15 protein-coding genes are annotated in these 16,055 nt (G+C 35.9%); 7 read left to right on the top strand and 8 right to left on the bottom strand.

Going from position 1 to position 16,055, the window contains the following annotated elements; all coding sequences use genetic code 11:
* A partial coding sequence (locus CVP05_RS12655) for a hypothetical protein (protein ID WP_207761366.1) occupies window positions 1–240 on the top strand: 240 nt, incomplete at its 5' end.
* A gap of 183 nt (window positions 241–423) precedes the next feature.
* On the opposite strand, the gene CVP05_RS09885 is transcribed toward CVP05_RS12655, so the two are convergent.
* On the bottom strand, window positions 424–930 hold the full coding sequence (locus tag CVP05_RS09885; RefSeq protein ID WP_100289407.1) for a hypothetical protein: 507 nt from the start codon (window positions 928–930) through the stop codon (window positions 424–426).
* 53 nt (window positions 931–983) lie between these two features.
* Entirely contained in the window at window positions 984–2,024 is a 1,041-nt protein-coding gene (locus CVP05_RS09880; protein ID WP_100289406.1) for an IS1595 family transposase, read from the bottom strand.
* Between the two features lie 750 nt (window positions 2,025–2,774).
* Between CVP05_RS09880 and CVP05_RS09875 the strand changes: the two genes are divergently transcribed.
* From CVP05_RS09875 to CVP05_RS09865, 3 genes are all read left to right on the top strand, one after another.
* The gene (locus CVP05_RS09875) at window positions 2,775–6,656 is read left to right on the top strand and encodes a YadA-like family protein (protein ID WP_100289405.1); all 3,882 of its coding nucleotides are present in this window, start codon (window positions 2,775–2,777) and stop codon (window positions 6,654–6,656) included.
* A gap of 67 nt (window positions 6,657–6,723) precedes the next feature.
* Entirely contained in the window at window positions 6,724–7,068 is a 345-nt protein-coding gene (locus CVP05_RS09870) for a tetratricopeptide repeat protein (RefSeq protein ID WP_100289404.1), read from the top strand.
* Window positions 7,035–8,210, top strand: coding sequence for a tetratricopeptide repeat-containing glycosyltransferase family protein (locus CVP05_RS09865; protein WP_100289403.1), 1,176 nt, complete (start codon window positions 7,035–7,037; stop codon window positions 8,208–8,210). Before CVP05_RS09870 ends, CVP05_RS09865 begins: the two co-directional genes overlap by 34 nt.
* A gap of 1 nt (window position 8,211) precedes the next feature.
* Here the strand turns inward: CVP05_RS09865 and CVP05_RS09860 are convergent, their stop codons facing one another.
* Complete coding sequence (locus CVP05_RS09860) at window positions 8,212–8,544, bottom strand: helix-turn-helix domain-containing protein (protein WP_165773150.1); 333 nt, start codon at window positions 8,542–8,544, stop codon at window positions 8,212–8,214.
* A gap of 103 nt (window positions 8,545–8,647) precedes the next feature.
* On the opposite strand from CVP05_RS09860, the gene CVP05_RS09855 reads away from it, so the two are divergent.
* Together CVP05_RS09855 and CVP05_RS09850 are read left to right on the top strand one after the other, a co-directional pair.
* Complete coding sequence (locus CVP05_RS09855; protein ID WP_100289401.1) at window positions 8,648–9,682, top strand: IS1595 family transposase; 1,035 nt, start codon at window positions 8,648–8,650, stop codon at window positions 9,680–9,682.
* The gene (locus tag CVP05_RS09850; protein ID WP_100289400.1) at window positions 9,682–10,128 is read left to right on the top strand and encodes a hypothetical protein; all 447 of its coding nucleotides are present in this window, start codon (window positions 9,682–9,684) and stop codon (window positions 10,126–10,128) included. Before CVP05_RS09855 ends, CVP05_RS09850 begins: the two co-directional genes overlap by 1 nt.
* Before the next feature lie 20 nt (window positions 10,129–10,148).
* On the opposite strand, the gene CVP05_RS12795 is transcribed toward CVP05_RS09850, so the two are convergent.
* Entirely contained in the window at window positions 10,149–10,625 is a 477-nt protein-coding gene (locus CVP05_RS12795; protein WP_243389229.1) for a hypothetical protein, read from the bottom strand.
* 118 nt (window positions 10,626–10,743) lie between these two features.
* Window positions 10,744–12,639: a MobH family relaxase gene (gene mobH, locus CVP05_RS09840; protein WP_100289399.1), complete on the bottom strand. Its 1,896-nt coding sequence runs from the start codon at window positions 12,637–12,639 to the stop codon at window positions 10,744–10,746.
* A gap of 392 nt (window positions 12,640–13,031) precedes the next feature.
* Here mobH and CVP05_RS09835 point away from each other — a divergent pair, with 392 nt between their 5' ends.
* Complete coding sequence (locus CVP05_RS09835) at window positions 13,032–13,577, top strand: phosphoribosyltransferase (protein WP_243389228.1); 546 nt, start codon at window positions 13,032–13,034, stop codon at window positions 13,575–13,577.
* 189 nt (window positions 13,578–13,766) lie between these two features.
* Here CVP05_RS09835 and CVP05_RS09830 read toward each other — a convergent pair whose 3' ends face one another.
* From CVP05_RS09830 to CVP05_RS09820, 3 genes are all read right to left on the bottom strand, one after another.
* On the bottom strand, window positions 13,767–14,063 hold the full coding sequence (locus CVP05_RS09830) for a hypothetical protein (RefSeq protein WP_100289397.1): 297 nt from the start codon (window positions 14,061–14,063) through the stop codon (window positions 13,767–13,769).
* Window positions 14,064–14,290: 227 nt separating this feature from the next.
* A complete protein-coding gene (locus tag CVP05_RS09825) occupies window positions 14,291–14,965 on the bottom strand; it encodes an N-6 DNA methylase (protein WP_100289396.1) in 675 nt (224 codons plus the stop codon).
* Window positions 14,966–15,069: 104 nt separating this feature from the next.
* The gene (locus tag CVP05_RS09820; protein ID WP_100289395.1) at window positions 15,070–16,050 is read right to left on the bottom strand and encodes an ArdC family protein; all 981 of its coding nucleotides are present in this window, start codon (window positions 16,048–16,050) and stop codon (window positions 15,070–15,072) included.
* Window positions 16,051–16,055: the final 5 nt, after the last annotated feature.

Raw genomic sequence — 16,055 nt, 5'->3', positions numbered from 1 at the left:
GCTGAAAAAAACAGAGCAGAGATTATATCCGGTAGTAAATATTATAATGTAATTTTTAATAATACTTGTGCGGAGGAAGTGAGAAATGATGTGATAGGCGATGCGATTCCCGATTTACCTTATGGAGCAAGTCGAGCGGTATCAGAATTAATTTATGCAATTAACCCCTACGTATTTTATGACCAAATGAAACGCCAAAACAAGGTATATTGGGGAATTTTTGTAGATAGTTATGGATAGGCGACGGATTTTTTAGACAGTGATTTTGAGGAATTTGATTTAGTGTTTAAAGAAAAAATCGACCCGCAAAAAATCGGTATTATGTAGCAGTTGCACAAACCCAAAAATCAACCATTTAGCGATAAAAAACACCTTTAGCTTATATAAACTAAAGGTGTTTTTCATTCATCTGTATTAACAATTTTACAATTCTATTGCGTCCTCAAAAAGCAATCTTTTATCTTCTTCACTTAAATTAAGTTTAGCTACTCTTTTTTCTCGTTCTTTTTCCCACAACAAATCTTCCATAATTTGCGGATAGGCTTTTTCAGCTTGGGCGACATAGTCTGTTTGTGTAAGATATTCTCTTACTCGAGTAGGGCATTGTAAGTTACGTTCATCTTCTGCAAAGCTGACCTCAACAATCGTCATATTGGGGGCGGTATCATTATGCATAGGTGCATCAAGGTTTATTCTAAAAACTGCCACGACCACTTGATTATCTGCTATTTCATACGCACCATAAAAGGTAAAAAAGTCTTGCGGTAGGCGTTCAACATGTTTGGCGAGCGTGTTTAAATCCTTGAACAGGGACATATAATTGCCATTGCTATTTACGTCTGAATAAAGTTGGGCAAGTCCTCGCATAAATACTTGAAATTGCTCATAAGACATTTTGCTTAAATCGGCATTAAGGATAGATTGTATCATTGGGTGTTCCTCTTTATATTGAAGTGAAATAGATGTTTTATTTCAGATTTTATTTAAATAGTGTCTGTCAGGCTTGCCAAACCAAATACAGCTTCACCTTTCTTGTTACCTTGCCAATATCCCGTAAAATCTCGTGAGGGCAAGGTATTTAAGCAACAGTTTAGTAGTTGCTCAAATTTCTCTTTTACGCTTTTTCGTCTGTTATCTTCACGCCAAGCCATTTCATTAGCGTAGTACATCAGATATTTATTTTTCATCTTATGGTAAATGCCTGTAATCGCTCGTCTTAGTCTGGCAAAAAAGGATTCCGCAAGGTTATTGGTGATACCCTCTATTGAACAGTATTCCTGTGAATGATTGACACGCCATAGGTCATAATGGAATGTTAGGCTGTCATACGCAGGATTTTCATCAGCATAAATCGTACTGTTTGGTTTGACCACGTGTTGTGTTAAGTCGAGTATATCTTGCGTATTTTCTTCTTTTACCAAAGCAACGATAGTACGGTCAGCCCCTTTCATTATCGCTTGATTGGTGGCTCGTTGACGAAATACCAATACACAAGACTTATCTTCACGCTGATAACGTTTCTTCCGTCTATCTATCCGCTTGTGGCGGAAGTTTTTAGGGCGGATGTAGTAATTGGTATAAGCCCCATCAATATGTACTTCACCGTTGAGCGGTGTTAAATCTTTGGATTTATCTAAACCTTCTCGGAATTTATGCAGTAGTACCCAAGCCGTTTTATATTGCACATTTAACTTATGAGAAAGTGAAATAGCGGATAATCCCTTACTTTCTGTTGTAAACAGCAAAATGGCAGTAAGGATTTGTCGCAACGATAATTTATGATGTTGAAAGATTGTGCCTGTGGTTATCGAAAAGCGATATTGGCAATGTTTACATTGCCATTGTTGGCGAGTTTTAATGAAGTAAGCGCAATGGCGAGTATGGCAACGAGGGCAAACTTGTTCGTCATCTGAAAACCAACGAGCATTTTTGAGTAAAGCCAGTATTGCTGAATCAGATAGCCCAACCACTTGTTCAAGTGACAAGTGGCGAGCTTTTGCTGATAACAGAAAATGCTGTGCCATAAAAACAAAAATCCCTTCATTAGAACTCTGAATTTTTTTAAACCTTTTACAGTTTAAAAAGTAAAAATTCTAATGAAGGGACTTAATTCGTGTTGACAATATGCCACTTTCAAAAAAGTTTGTCAATAGCTATACTTGTCAAGTTAATTTACACACATTTACATAATTGTGTAACTAATTGTTTTTAAAAGAGAGAAATGTAGCATTACTAATGTGAGTTAAGTTTGATTGCTTATACTTTAAACATGGCTAAGTAATATTTTGATAATTAGCACACGTTAACATGAAGGTTTAATACGATAACACTTATATCTGTATTTTATGTAAAGTGGGTAGATTCTTTCTAGATTTTTAGAATCTCGTTAGTTTATTCAAGTGAAAGGCTTGAATAGTGAATGAGGGATAAGAGATAGACTTCTAACTATGAAAGCGACATAACATCAGAATTAACTCATACTCTGACATCTAGTAAAAGATAGGTTTTTGTGAGGATAGTAGCTAAAACAAAAAAAAGCAAAAGATGTTTACATCCCTTGCTTTTTTTTTTAATATTTAAGTAAACGAGAATTTCTCGTTTATCTTAGTTATAAAATGTAATGCACTATTCTTATTCTATGTATTGACTTGTAGTTTGTCAATATATATCATGTGAAAATATTTAAGTAAATTTTCAGTTTATCCTTAGTTAAATAGGTTGCGGTGAAGGAATTTATCCTTACTGCGTATCATTAATTCTTAGAGGATAAACAAATGATTCTTAGAAGAAAATTTTTAAATATAGCTATATCAGCCGCTCTATCAACTATTTCACACACAACCCTTGCAGCATCTAACACCTTTGGTGAAGCCATAGGCACAGATTCAGTTGCAATCGGTCAATCATCAGTATCTACCGCCATCAATGGTATTGCTAACGGCAAAAGTGCTATTGCAACGGGCGACAACTTTACTCCTGAAGCCTTTAAACAGCTTCAAGCCCAAGAGCTAGCCAAATTAGCTGAAAAAGAAAAGCTCACCAATCAACTTACCGAGTTAAATGCACAATTAGCGAAAGCTCAAGAAGATAAAAAACGCTTTCAGGACGAATTAGCAGCTATTGACCGCCAAATTTCCAAAAATGCCACCGATGCTCAAAAACGCCAAGAGTTGCAAGCTCAAAAAGATAAATTGATTGCAGACACGGGCGTTAATGGCAGTGCTGTCAATGAGTTTGTGAACTACTACACGGTATTAAGCTCACTAGATTGGACTAAGTTCGCGCCTACCGATACAGGCTTGAGTGCGATGCGTGAGCAATTAAAAGCAAAAACGGAAAGTTTTGCACCTACGATTGCAAGTCAAATCAGTGATGATAAATATAATGAGTACATTCATGGGTATGTGAATGCTGAAACAAGACTGGTGTCAAATGTTAGTGCATTTAATGATAAGATAAGAAGTCCATTAGACACTGCAAGTAGAAAAGCAAATATTGTGAGTGTCAAAGATTATTATTTAGATAAAAGTACACTGAATGACTACACAAATAATTATTATCTTACAAGGCTTGGCATTGAATCTTTTGTTGATAATGTTTTGACTAATGATTATTTAAGCTTTTTTGATAAGGGGATCAGAGAGTTGTCGGATATGACAATTAATGAAATATCTTATGTAAAAAATAATATTAAAAATAAAGATTATAGTAAATATTTTAATGCTATTGATACAACAATTAAGAGTGGTTCTGGTAAATTTCAAGAGTATATAATTCAAACAAGAGGGGTTAACTCTTGGTATGGAAATAGTTTGTTTGATGTAAGATTACCATTATTAGATGGGACACAGGTAAGCGTGCAGAAAATGGTATTTGATTTAAATACTGTTGAAAACCCATTAACAAATGAACGCTCTCAAGATTATTCTTCGTATAAAAAATTAGCTGAAAAGTATATCAATTTATATGAAAATATTGACACAAACTATTCTCAAGATAATTTGGTCGTAAATTCTGCTTTGAAAGCGAAAGAATCTCTAACACCTTATTACAATGAATGGAAAAAAATCTATGATTTAGTCTCCCTCTATGAAGAAATACAAACAGCCACTGGAAGTGATTTACAAACCAAGCAAGCATCATTCTTAGAATTGCTTAATGAATATCGAGGTGCTGAACATACTCAATATTTGAATGATTTAACAACTTATACAAGAGACTCAACAAATGCTTATCTTAATAGTGCGAGTGGTTTAGGTTTGGGTGATAACTTTAAGAATTTCTTAACTACATCAAGAGAATCATTCTTAAATTATTTGAAAGAGATGGAATCAGGTTTTATTGGCTACAACCGTACAGATGAATACATCAGCCAAATTGAGAAAATTGCAGGAAAAATCGCAGAAATTGACTCTCAAATGCCTCCAGTACCTTCTGACAACCCTACTCGTACAGAAGCGGAAAATGGGTTAAATGAAGCGGACAAAGCAATCTCTGGCACAGAAGATAAAATTCGTAATGTGATTGAATTAATCGAAGCTATTAAGCCATCATTAACTGAACGTGGAGAAAATTCTATTGCAGTTGGTGCGGAATCTTTTGCCAGTGGTCATGCTGCTATTGCAATTGGGCATAATACTGTTGTAACAGGCGATAGCTCTACTGCTATTGGTCGAGATAATCTTGTAACGGGTCATAATACGCACGTCTTTGGTGATAACAATGCGGTAACAGCCAATGGTTCAGTTGTGTCGGGTTCAAATAATCTTGTATCAGCCAATCAATCGTTAGTGTATGGAAACAATACTATTGTAACTGAAAATGCAACCAATACCGTTGTATTAGGAAACAATATTACCGCTGATGTAGCTAATTCTGTGGCATTAGGTAATCAAACGACACTCTCCGAGCCTGTTGGTACACCAAGCATGACTATTCAGAATAAGGTGCATGAATTTGCAGGTAAAACACCTGTCGGCACAGTCTCCGTTGGTGCAGAAGGTGCGGAACGCACAATCACCAATGTAGCAGCAGGCCGTGTTTCTGCAAGCTCAACTGATGCCATCAATGGTTCACAGCTTTATGCCGTTGCTCAAGTATTGAATGATTTATCCGTAATTGATTTAGATGATATTAGTAAATCAGTTAACCAAGTGATAGAAGCAGGAAATAGTATCCGTATTAACAATACTGGTGATAAAGTAGTCGTTAATGGTGCAACTATTCAAGGTGGGATAAATACAACAGTTGATTATGATACTGCAAGCAACACTTATACGGTTAATGCAAATATTGATGTAGAGCAACCAAATGTGGTTGCGGGTAATAATACTTCTGTTGAATTTGACGCCACAAGCAATACTTATACCGTAAGTGCAAATGTGGATATGCCGAAAGTTACCGCAGGAAGTAATGCTAAGGTTGATTATAATCAAGGCACCAATACTTATACTGTCAGTGCAGATTTAGGTTCAATTGATTTAAGTAATCTAAAGGTAAACCCAAATGTTGAAGCGGGTAACTATGTCCGCACAATGTTAGATACTATTAATAACGTGGTAAAAGTATCAGGAGCAGAAGTTAAAGCAGGTAATAATACACAAGTTACTTACGATAACCAAACCAATAGTTTTACGGTGAGTAGCGCAGGCATTAAACAAGGCGAAAAAGGTAATGTAAATGTTACTTATAACAGTGAAGATAACACTTACCTTGTTGATGCCGCAGACGTAAAAGCAGGAAACTATACAACCACCTCATTTGATAAAGAAGCTAATGCTTATATTGTAAATGGTGCGGAAGTAAAAGGTGGCAAAAATGCCAAAGTTACTTACAATGCAGCTAACAATACTTTTACGGTTGATGCTTCTACCATTAAAGCGGGTGAACGTGTCGAAGTAGGCTATGACGAAGGCACAAATACCTACACGGTATCTGCTAAGAAAACCACAATGGCAGGCAAAGACGGCATCCTTGTTACCGAGCCAACAGATGGTTCAACGGATTATGTTGTTGGTTTAGATGAACCTACGACAGCGAAAATCAATCAAGGACAAACAGCCTATGAAACCATGATAACCAAAGGCTTTACCTTTAATGGTGATAAAGGGTCAACAGGCAATAAGCTATTAGGCTCGACCATTCAAGTGAATGGCGACCGTAATATCACCACTACTGCCAATAGTGAGGGTATCCGTATCACACTAAATCGTGATATTGACATTGATTCAGCGGATATAGGCGGTGTTAAAATCAATGAGCGTGGTATTCAACACTTACCTAGCGGTTTAACAGGACAGCGTTACGAAAACCCTGCCGATAATCACGGAGCAAATATCGGTGATGTGAAAGCAATAGCCAACAATGTTGTTAATCAGCATATCGGTGCAGTTAATAACAAAATTGATAAAGTGGATAAGAAATACGGCAGAGCGGTTGCTTCTAATGCTGCAATGTCTAATCTTCCACAAGTTATCGCTTCAGGGCGTTCCATGATAGCAGCTGCGGTAGGTGGCTATCGTAATAATCAAGCTCTTGCAGTCGGTTATTCACGAGCATCTGATAACGGTAAACTGGTATTAAAAACGAGTGTATCAACCAATGTAAGTGGTAAAAAAGATATTACTTATGGTGCGAGTGTAGGGTATTCTTGGTAGTTGAATACATGGTAGAATAACCCCAAATATGTTAAAATCTCCCTCAAGATAATGTGGGAGATTTTTTATGCTTGATTCATTGTGGGAAGAATCTAACCGATTAATTTCTCAAGAAAAATATCAAGAAGCTATTGACTTATTGATGCCTATTTGGAGTAAAAATTTAGATGATGTAGAAATTATTACCCAAATAGCAACAGCAATGATCTACACAAATATTGATACATCACTTTATTTGATTGAAGGTGTGTTACAAATGGATCCTGATTATGGCTATGCTTATTATATTCATGGAGTAGCATTAGAACGATTAGGCAAAATGGATTTAGCGTCATTTGCTTTTGAAAAGGCCATAAAATTATCCCTTCACATTTACCAATGTTTAGAAAAGTATGTTATGCACAGCAATTAGCTGCCAAGAATAGTGGTAACATAAATTTATTTCATCAAGCTATTCGATCTTATACTGATTATTTAGAACAAGATCCTCAAAATTATGGTGGTTATCATAATCGATCTGAACTTTACCATCAATTCGGCTACTATGATAAAGCGATGAAAGATTTAGAAACATCACTATCTATTAAACCCAATTTCTCCCATTCACTGCTATCAAAATCATTAATTCTTTTGCGTAATGGGAACTATAAAGAGGGCTGGGAACTTTTTGAGCAGCGTAGAAATGTTTTTCCCGAAATTACTCCTTCTTCACTAAGAAATATGCCTTATTGGAAAGGCGAAACTTTTGGTGGTAGCGGAAAACTATTAATTTTTACTGAACAGGGATTTGGCGATGCAATACACTTTGCTCGTTATATACCAATGATAGTTGAACGTTATAAAAATGTAGATCACATTGTTTTACAATGTGATGCAGTGTTAGTTGAGCTTTTTAAAGCAAGCTATCCTAACATTCATATCATAGACCAACATCAAAAAGTTGAAAATGTTAGCTATATTTTTTCATTGATGAGTGCTCCTGCATTATTTGAAACAATACCAAATAATATTCCTTTTTTTAATCACTATTTAACAGCTCCCTTAGAAAATAAAAGGAAATGGCAAAGTTATTTTCAAAACCATTTTAAGGATAAGGTAAAGGTAGGTATTTGCTGGACTTCTTCTCGGGAAAATATCCCACATCATAGAAACTTACAATTAAATGATATTTCACATTTATTTAATAAGAATGCAGAATTCTTTTGCTTACAGCCAGTTATTCCCGAATATGAACAAGGTCTTTTTTCTCAATTTGAAAACCTACATCACTTCCCTTTAAATAGCTTTGCAGATACGGCAGGTCTGATTGAGCAAATGGATTTAGTGATTACAGTAGATACGTCAGCAGCCCATTTAGCTGGTGCATTAGGTAAGAAAACGTGGTTATTGCTAGGCTACCATGCAGATTTTAGATGGCTACTTAATAGAGATGATAGTATATGGTATTCATCTATGAAACTATTTCGGCAAACCAAGTTCGGGGATTGGTCTGATGTTTTCAATAATCTATCCCTCGAACTAAATGAATTTTGTTGTGTGCAGAGCAACCGTTAGATTATTCTTTAGAAAGAATAGCTAAAGCAGACATAATTGCTGCTTGGCTTTTATCATCACATTTTCTAAAATTTTCTATTAAATCGACTTCATAAGATGTTAAAGCTGCATTTTCGATTTTAGAAACAAACATATCTCCTTTACCAGTCAATAACCAGTTTAAGTTTACATTAGCTTTTCCACAAATTTTGCTTAACGCATCTACATTTGGATCTCTTTCTTCTCTTAAATAATTTTGTAAAGATCGATAAGGAATATCTACTAATTCTGAAAATGCTTTAATTGTCATGTTTTGTGAATTAATAGCCTCTTTTAATCTTTGATTTATGTTCACTTGAACACTCCTGTATTGACAAAAAGAACTCATAAGGGTATTATACACATAATCAAGTTACCCACTTGAGTCTATTTTAGCAGAACACAAAGTTAATTCCATCATGGCCCAACACTTCCTCCTTTCCGCCAAAGCTCGCTCGCTTTCGCCTATCAAGATAGCTCGTCTATCTGATAGCGAAGCTCACGCTTGGCTTATGGAAGCACGTTGGGGTAGCACAACCGAACAAATTTGTCCTCGTTGCGGCATTAAACATCAAGCCTATTTCATCTCTACTCGCAAGCAGTGGCGGTGCAAACATTGTAAGCATACCTTTAGCATTACGTCAGGTACGATTTTTGCGAACCATAAGCTATCAATTCAAACCTACTTATTCGCTATAGCTTTATTTGTGAATGCGGTAAAAGGAATTTCCGCCTGCCAACTTTCAAGGGATTTATGCGTACAATATAAAACCGCTTATGTGTTAGCCCATAAAATTCGTGAAAGCCTAATCATTCAACGTGAGCTTTTTCCGTTATCTGGTGAAGTCCATATTGACGGCACTTATGTGCATTCAGCCCCTCGTCCTAAGAACAAAAAAGCTGACCGAGTAGATAGACGACGTAAAGAGCATGCTAATCCAAATAAACGAGCGGTATTAGTGATGCGTGAACGTTATTCAGCAGAAGAAACCACTCAAAACCTAGATTTAGTAGGTGCAAAGAAAACATTTACCTTCCCCATTTTATCTGAAAACACGATAACGGTAAATAAACTTGCAGAGACGTATATTCAACCCAATAGCCGCATTCACGCAGATGAAAATAGTGCTTATGATGAACTCCTTGTTTCCTATGATTTAAGGCGAATAAATCATCAAAAAGAGTATCGCAGTGATGAAGGTATTACAAATAACCTTGCTGAAAGCTACTTTGCACGTTTTAAACGTATGTATTATGGACAGGTTCATAAAATGGCAAACGTCTATTTAGATAATTACGCCAATGAAATTGCCTATCGGGAAGATAACCGCCGTGTTGATAACCTTTCCCTATTTAAAGACGTTATTGAAAAATGTTTAACGACATCTTCTGATAATGACTGGAAAGGCTACTGGCAAGGGCATCATAGACAAGTAGAAAGGTTGGTAATGTAATGGCTGATTCAATTTATAAAACGCAAATTAAGCAGAAAATTGCGCAGTTTGAGCGAGAAAAAGAACAAGTTTTGGCTCACCTTGATTTAGTTGAACGCCGTATTCTTTTATTGCAACAGGCTTTAGTTGCAATGGATGTAAAACCTAACGATATTCAACAATACGATACAGAACACTACCAATATCGTGTGTATCGCAAACAATTTAATGGGAAAATCACGCAACTTATTCAACGAGTAATGAAATCTGAACCTGAACGTTATTGGCGAGTTTTAGAACTTGCCGAAGCGGTACTTATTATAGATAAACAACCTAATACCCCTGTATCTAAATATCATCTAAATAATATTGGTAATGCCATGACCCGCTTAGTTAATAAAGGTATTGTAGAGCGTATTGTCGTGAAAAAACACAAGATTATTCAATGGAAGTGGAAACAAAAATAGCGGCAAACACCGCTATTTTTTTACATACCAATCTCTTTCAACCGCCACTGAATCACCTTAACCGACGGCTTTTCTCGCAATTCCTGCCGTTCAACAATCCCTTTCTCTTTCAATCGTCTTAGTGCGTGTGAAAATGCAGTTACAATCGAATGATGGTAAGATTTATGCTCTGTTTTCCCTTCAATTTCAAATGCCTTCCACATCATCTCATTTGCAGACATCCATTGATTAGGGTAACGTTTAAAGACTTTGGCAATAAATTCACTGGAACGGCGTGAGTAGGGCGAAATATCTACTGGGCGATTCGGTACCTTTTCCCGTTTTATTACTTGCTTCATTGGGGTTGAAAATGGTTCTGCCCGTAATGCAACTAAAGCCTTACGTAAGATTATCTGTTGTTCTTTAGCCTGCTTAACACATTCTTCAAAGTGTATGATTTGATGATTAAGCTCCGTAATCTTCTGTTGAATAATGGTTTCGCCATTGATTCTTGCCATAAATAAAAAATCCTTGTGATGTGAAAATACTCACAAGGATTGTAGTAGAATTGAGTTAAACGGTCTTTGTGCAACTGCTACATAATACCGCAAATGTAGTGTTAGTACTTTTCATACTTTATTCCTCCAGTAATAAATGTCGATTGTTTATTAAAAGTTTTTCACCAAAAAACAATTTTGTATCTGGTACTAGATAACCTACTAAGAACGAGTCTTTTCTGGGACCAATAACTTTGCAACGCCAAAAGTTGGTACTATCATCTCCAATTATTCGTTTCTTATGCAAACCAAGCTCTTGAAACTCATATTGTAAATTATTGACACTTTCCTCATCATAGGTTAATCCTTTCTCTTGTAAATACATCTCAAATGAGCTTGGACTTACAATAAATAAGCAATTATCAACAATATGAACTTTAGCGGTTCTGTCATTGAACGTTAATTTATCATTTAGAAGTTTATTCTTTAGCCAATCTACAAATTGCCATCCCCTTTGAACCGATGATGAACTTACCTTAGAAATATGAGTAGATTGAGTAGTATCATTGATCGTATCTTGGGCTACTGATTGTGCTACTAAATTTGAAATTGTTTCAGGTTTTAGAGTTTTGATTTCTGCCTCAGCTTTAACAACTTCATTCGTTTTTTCTGCAGTACCAATACTATCTTGGCTAAACATATTCAGTAGAAAATCAACACTTTCGTTATCGCGATTATGTATTTCTGCCTCAGTTTTTTGATACACTTCTTCCTTATGTTCAGAAAGCTGCTCCAGATCTACATTAGCATTTATCTTGGTAATAATACTTTCTGAATCCGTCTCGTCAATATTCTCTTTCTCTGACTCTATAACATTAATGCTACCAGCAAATAACAGAGGGCGATCATCAATATTTTCCCAAATAATTTCAGGCTTAATTCGTAACAAGCTAAACTTATCTTTGGGTTTCCAACCATTATCTGCTTTCAGCAGGCAATACCAAATTGCAGTATCATCTGCAGTGCTTTCAATAATATTATGAGCCTGCATTTCATCAAATAATTTTCGATTGTCGGCTGGTACACTAATTCCTTGCCCCATTAAATAAGCACGGGTCTGATCTGCTACAGTTTTACTCATTACCCATAACCCGTGTTCTGTTAACCAACCATCTCCAGGACCTTTCTCACTAATTTTAAGTTTCTGTGTTACTACATGACGGATTGCTAACACTAATTGTTTTGCAAAAGAAATAACTGGTGCCTGTACTAATTTAGTAATGTCTCCACCTAAAGCTAATGCAACACTATTTTGATCTGCTTTTTGAATAATTTCTGATAAAGCACCTGCTTTATCATAATGTCCTGCCATTGCATACATCAATGACGAAAATGCTTCAGGATAGGTAGCTAACCAATCAAAGGCTTCTTTAGGAATTAAATAATTCGCAATAAAACTACCTAGTACTGGGTGAAGCTCATAATCACGTTGTTTTATATATTTAAATTTATAGGGTTCGGTGGGTACACCATTCCAAGCAAACCAGCGTTTTCCATTTTTGAGCTGTATCTCAATATCAACAATGGTTTTACCAATATCATGTACTAAAGCCAGATAAATAACGGCGGCTGTCCACGCATCTTTCTGTTTAGCTTGTTCTTCCGGAACCGCATTCAAAGGTAATACATAATTCTGACGTAATTTTGCAGCAAATGAAATCACCTCTAAACCGTGATCAAGCATTCCGCCTAGATGAGAGTGGTGATGTGATTCAGAAGCGGGTAGAAGTTGAACCATTTCTGCATATCGTTCAAGTGGCTTTTGATACAAATTGTTAAACATCTCTCTTGTCATTGATACTTGTTGCCAAAGTAAGGCTAAGTATCGTTGACGTAATTCAGTGTCAAGTAATTCTACAGCAGAATAAGGCATAATCCAGCCATCTATGTCTTGTCTGGGTAATGGATTTTCTACAGTGATGTTTTGATGTGTGGTTGACTTTGATTTAAAGAGTTTTGTCAGTGATTTAAACATTACATATCCTATTAAGTATGGAAGAAAGTAAAGCCCTTTCGCCCTTTGGCCTTTTAGGGTAAGACCTTTCCCCTTGGAAAGGTTACCCTTAAATCCCGTCAGGGATTACCCTTATTCCTTTTGCCTTTTTAAAATTTTTATTTAGCCACACAAAGGCTGTATAATCTACTACCAATTGATATAACCCATAATAACAATTTATTTAACTTGCAATGAACTTCTCTGTAAATGACGAAAATGAAATAATTTATCAAGAATTACCCATTGATAAACAGAAAATATCGACTAAGTTATTAAAATTTAATCCGAATGAAGAAATCCAGTTGTATTCAATAATAAAACGACACACTATTCGGCGTGGTAAGATACGCCCTATAGGAGATAATTGTCCAATGATCTATGCGATGAAAGGAGAAGATAATCTCTTTGTACAAGACGAAATAGTGGAAAAACTATACGCTTATGCTAAGAAATTAATTCTCAACCACACTTTCTCTGAACAATTTGATTGTATTGTACTTATACCCTCTAAACATAGTATAACTAAACGTCTTGGTGAAATTATCCATAATGTATTTAATATCCCTATCAAAGAGAATTTCCTTAGGAAAAATTCGGTAAGTCAAGCTATATTATATGTAAAATCAAATACCTTAATTTCTCCATCTGATAAACAATCATTGCTAGGAGCATTAGGAACATTACAAAAATGTAATGAAGGACTATCTATTAAAAATATCAAAAGTAACTTGCGACAATATGTCCCCATTTTCATAGGATATAATGTTGCGATTCCAATAGATGTAAAACATATACTACTGGTAGATGATATTTCATCATCAGGAGCAACTTTCGGACATGCTGCTAGTTTGGTAAGAAAATATTGCCCTACAGTTGAAAAAATTTCTGCTTTGACTCTATTTAGCCCTTTAAAATAAAGTTTACTTGACAACTCACTAGAGCTCTCTTAGAATGCTCTCATCTAAGAGAAGGTATTCTCTTGATCGACAGGGTAAATGTCTCCTCGGTCGTTAAAGATAGATGAGATCCGCAGTGTGCTTAATCTGGCCAGCTTATAATGAGCAAGTAAGATATAATTAGGCAGCGGCTAATAAAACTATGAGGTCTTAATTAGAAATAATTAAGACCTCGTCTTCTGTATAGTCTAAGTATTCTTGCATTAATTTTTCACTCTTATCAGCTTCATTTTTATTGCTTTCACTCGTATCTGTTTGTATTTCAACTTCAGTATAATCATCTTTATTCAGAAATTGCCAATAATTACAGATCCACCCATCTTCAAATTTTTCCCATAAGCCCGCATAGTTATATGGTGATAACTCGGCATCTGCATGGCAAATCTGTCCTTCTTTAATTTGAGCATTGGTGCATACTGAAAAAAGTATCAGGGAAACTCCCCACATAATCTGTGCTTTCATTTTATATAGAAGATTATTATTTTGTCCCAGTTTACTAAACCTTTCCCTATTCCTTGCTTAAAAATTCTCTAACATTTTAGAATAATTAACTGTCCCAAATTTTCTTTGGCTTAGCTTTCTACTTATATTCTTGCTTGTATATGTATTCTCTTTTTTCGTTCATTATCCAAATAAAAAAAGAGATAACCGAAGCTATCTCTTCATGTCGTGAATTATGGTGTATGATAAGCTAAACGCTTATCCCAATTGCCTAAAATATGTCCAAAAGTATAAAGGTGGTAAATCGTATCTTCAGTCAATGCATCACCAATAATGATTTCACCAGGAATGCCAAGCAAATTCAATTGTAAGTAGCACATCATTGCAGCGGTAAAATCAATATCTTGAGCCTGTACCCACATTTGTTGTTGGGGGTTGAGGCCTTTAGCACGTAAGGCATTCGCACACGCTACTAGCATTACACCTGAACCGCAAGTAGGTTCATTAATAGTAATAAAGCCTGTTTGTTGAATAATCGTATCGCAATCTCTGATTTGTGTACTTGCCATCAGTTGAGCGACGTGATCGGGGGTAAAGTACTGTCCTTTATAATCATCACCAAGATTAAGGACCATAAAAACTGTACCAAGAAAATCATAGCTTTTCTTCTCCATAGCCCCAACGAAACAAGCAAAAAGTTGGCAAAGTGCTTGCCGCTCTTTCGTATCATATCGTCGTATGGCGTGCCAATAGCGTTCCATTAATCTTGAATCAGCCTGATCTCGATATAGCCCAAGATACATTTCAAGAGCAAAAATCGTAATGAAGTCGTAAAAGACTTCTGAACGGCGGTAATGCGGAGCAATGCGTTCAAATTGTTTGATAAATGCAGTTTCGTGTTCTGTCATTTGTATATTCCTTAATGTGAAAAGGGGAACATACAATCCCACAAGGAAGCTGTTCCCCTGTGGGTAATAGAAAAGAGATAGCCGAAGCTATCTCTCAAAGTAAATTATGCTGCATCTTCATCTGGATAATACCACTGATAATCTCTTTCGACTTTCAATGTATCAAGCATATAATCACACGCATTACGGGCTTTCCCTGCTGCTTTGAAAATTGCTCTTTTATCCTCTTTTAGTACTTTAATCCAGCTATCAATATAACTTGCATTCTGCGGGACGGTGTTAAAACCGATATGTGCACACAAAAATGCACTCCCCATTTCCGCAATAAGTTCCTCGAAAGCATAGATTTTATTACCAAACCGACTTTTTCCAGATGATATGCCAACACGATCAAGACGTTTTTTGTGTCCTGTTGCGTGGACGATTTCGTGTAACAAAGTGCTGTAAAAATCATTCATTGTATTGAATTGCTTTTTTTCAGGCATTGTTACGGTATCGCTGTTTGAGCAATAATATGCTCGATTTGATGGTCTGATATTAACGTTTAATTCCATTCCTTTTAAAATGGTACGAATATCATTGTACTCTGTATATTGTTCTGCCTCAGTTTCAGGTGGTGAAATTGGAACAGAATCATACATTTCCGCTGGCAATTTTTCGCATTGTTCAATATTGAAAACATAATGCTTATTGAGAAAAGCAATTTTCTCCATTTCAGGATTACCATTCTCATCAATAATGACATTGCCATTATCATCAAGTTTTTCACGCTCTGTAGGGCGATAACTAACCACTAGGGTTGCTTTTTCACCTTTGCGAACGTGTCCACCGAGCTCATTCGCTGCACGAGCAGTTATCCATTTACTTTGCTTATAACCGTTTTTATCAGCAGATAACCAAAGTAGGAGTATATTCACGCCTGAATATAAGCGATTTGACACAGCATTTTTAGGTAAATTTAAACCGAAGCTGCTTGAGTTTTTCCAAGGCTTAAGCCAAGGAGCAGTACCAGCCTCTAGAGCTTCGATAATGCGATTAGTTACATCTTGGTAAAGATCAAATTTTGGTGTAGATTGAGTGTTCATAATGA

Origin of the sequence: Conservatibacter flavescens, assembly GCF_002795425.1 — a bacterium.
GTDB lineage: Bacteria > Pseudomonadota > Gammaproteobacteria > Enterobacterales > Pasteurellaceae > Conservatibacter > Conservatibacter flavescens.
Note: the sequence above shows the minus strand (reverse complement) of the source record. Positions and strands in the feature narration are given on the sequence as shown.

Bases quoted from the DNA above. Each gene is read 5' to 3' on its own strand.
- CVP05_RS09820 (WP_100289395.1), bottom strand. From the start codon at position 16,050: ATGAACACTCAATCTACACCAAAATTTGATCTTTACCAAGATGTAACT.
- CVP05_RS09885 (WP_100289407.1), bottom strand. From the start codon at position 930: ATGATACAATCTATCCTTAATGCCGATTTAAGCAAAATGTCTTATGAG.
- CVP05_RS09835 (WP_243389228.1), top strand. From the start codon at position 13,032: ATGATCTATGCGATGAAAGGAGAAGATAATCTCTTTGTACAAGACGAA.
- CVP05_RS09870 (WP_100289404.1), top strand. From the start codon at position 6,724: ATGCTTGATTCATTGTGGGAAGAATCTAACCGATTAATTTCTCAAGAA.
- CVP05_RS09825 (WP_100289396.1), bottom strand. From the start codon at position 14,965: ATGACAGAACACGAAACTGCATTTATCAAACAATTTGAACGCATTGCT.
- CVP05_RS09865 (WP_100289403.1), top strand. From the start codon at position 7,035: ATGTTTAGAAAAGTATGTTATGCACAGCAATTAGCTGCCAAGAATAGT.
- CVP05_RS09875 (WP_100289405.1), top strand. From the start codon at position 2,775: ATGATTCTTAGAAGAAAATTTTTAAATATAGCTATATCAGCCGCTCTA.
- mobH (WP_100289399.1), bottom strand. From the start codon at position 12,639: ATGTTTAAATCACTGACAAAACTCTTTAAATCAAAGTCAACCACACAT.
- CVP05_RS09850 (WP_100289400.1), top strand. From the start codon at position 9,682: ATGGCTGATTCAATTTATAAAACGCAAATTAAGCAGAAAATTGCGCAG.
- CVP05_RS09855 (WP_100289401.1), top strand. From the start codon at position 8,648: ATGGCCCAACACTTCCTCCTTTCCGCCAAAGCTCGCTCGCTTTCGCCT.
- CVP05_RS12795 (WP_243389229.1), bottom strand. From the start codon at position 10,625: ATGGCAAGAATCAATGGCGAAACCATTATTCAACAGAAGATTACGGAG.
- CVP05_RS09830 (WP_100289397.1), bottom strand. From the start codon at position 14,063: ATGTGGGGAGTTTCCCTGATACTTTTTTCAGTATGCACCAATGCTCAA.
- CVP05_RS09880 (WP_100289406.1), bottom strand. From the start codon at position 2,024: ATGGCACAGCATTTTCTGTTATCAGCAAAAGCTCGCCACTTGTCACTT.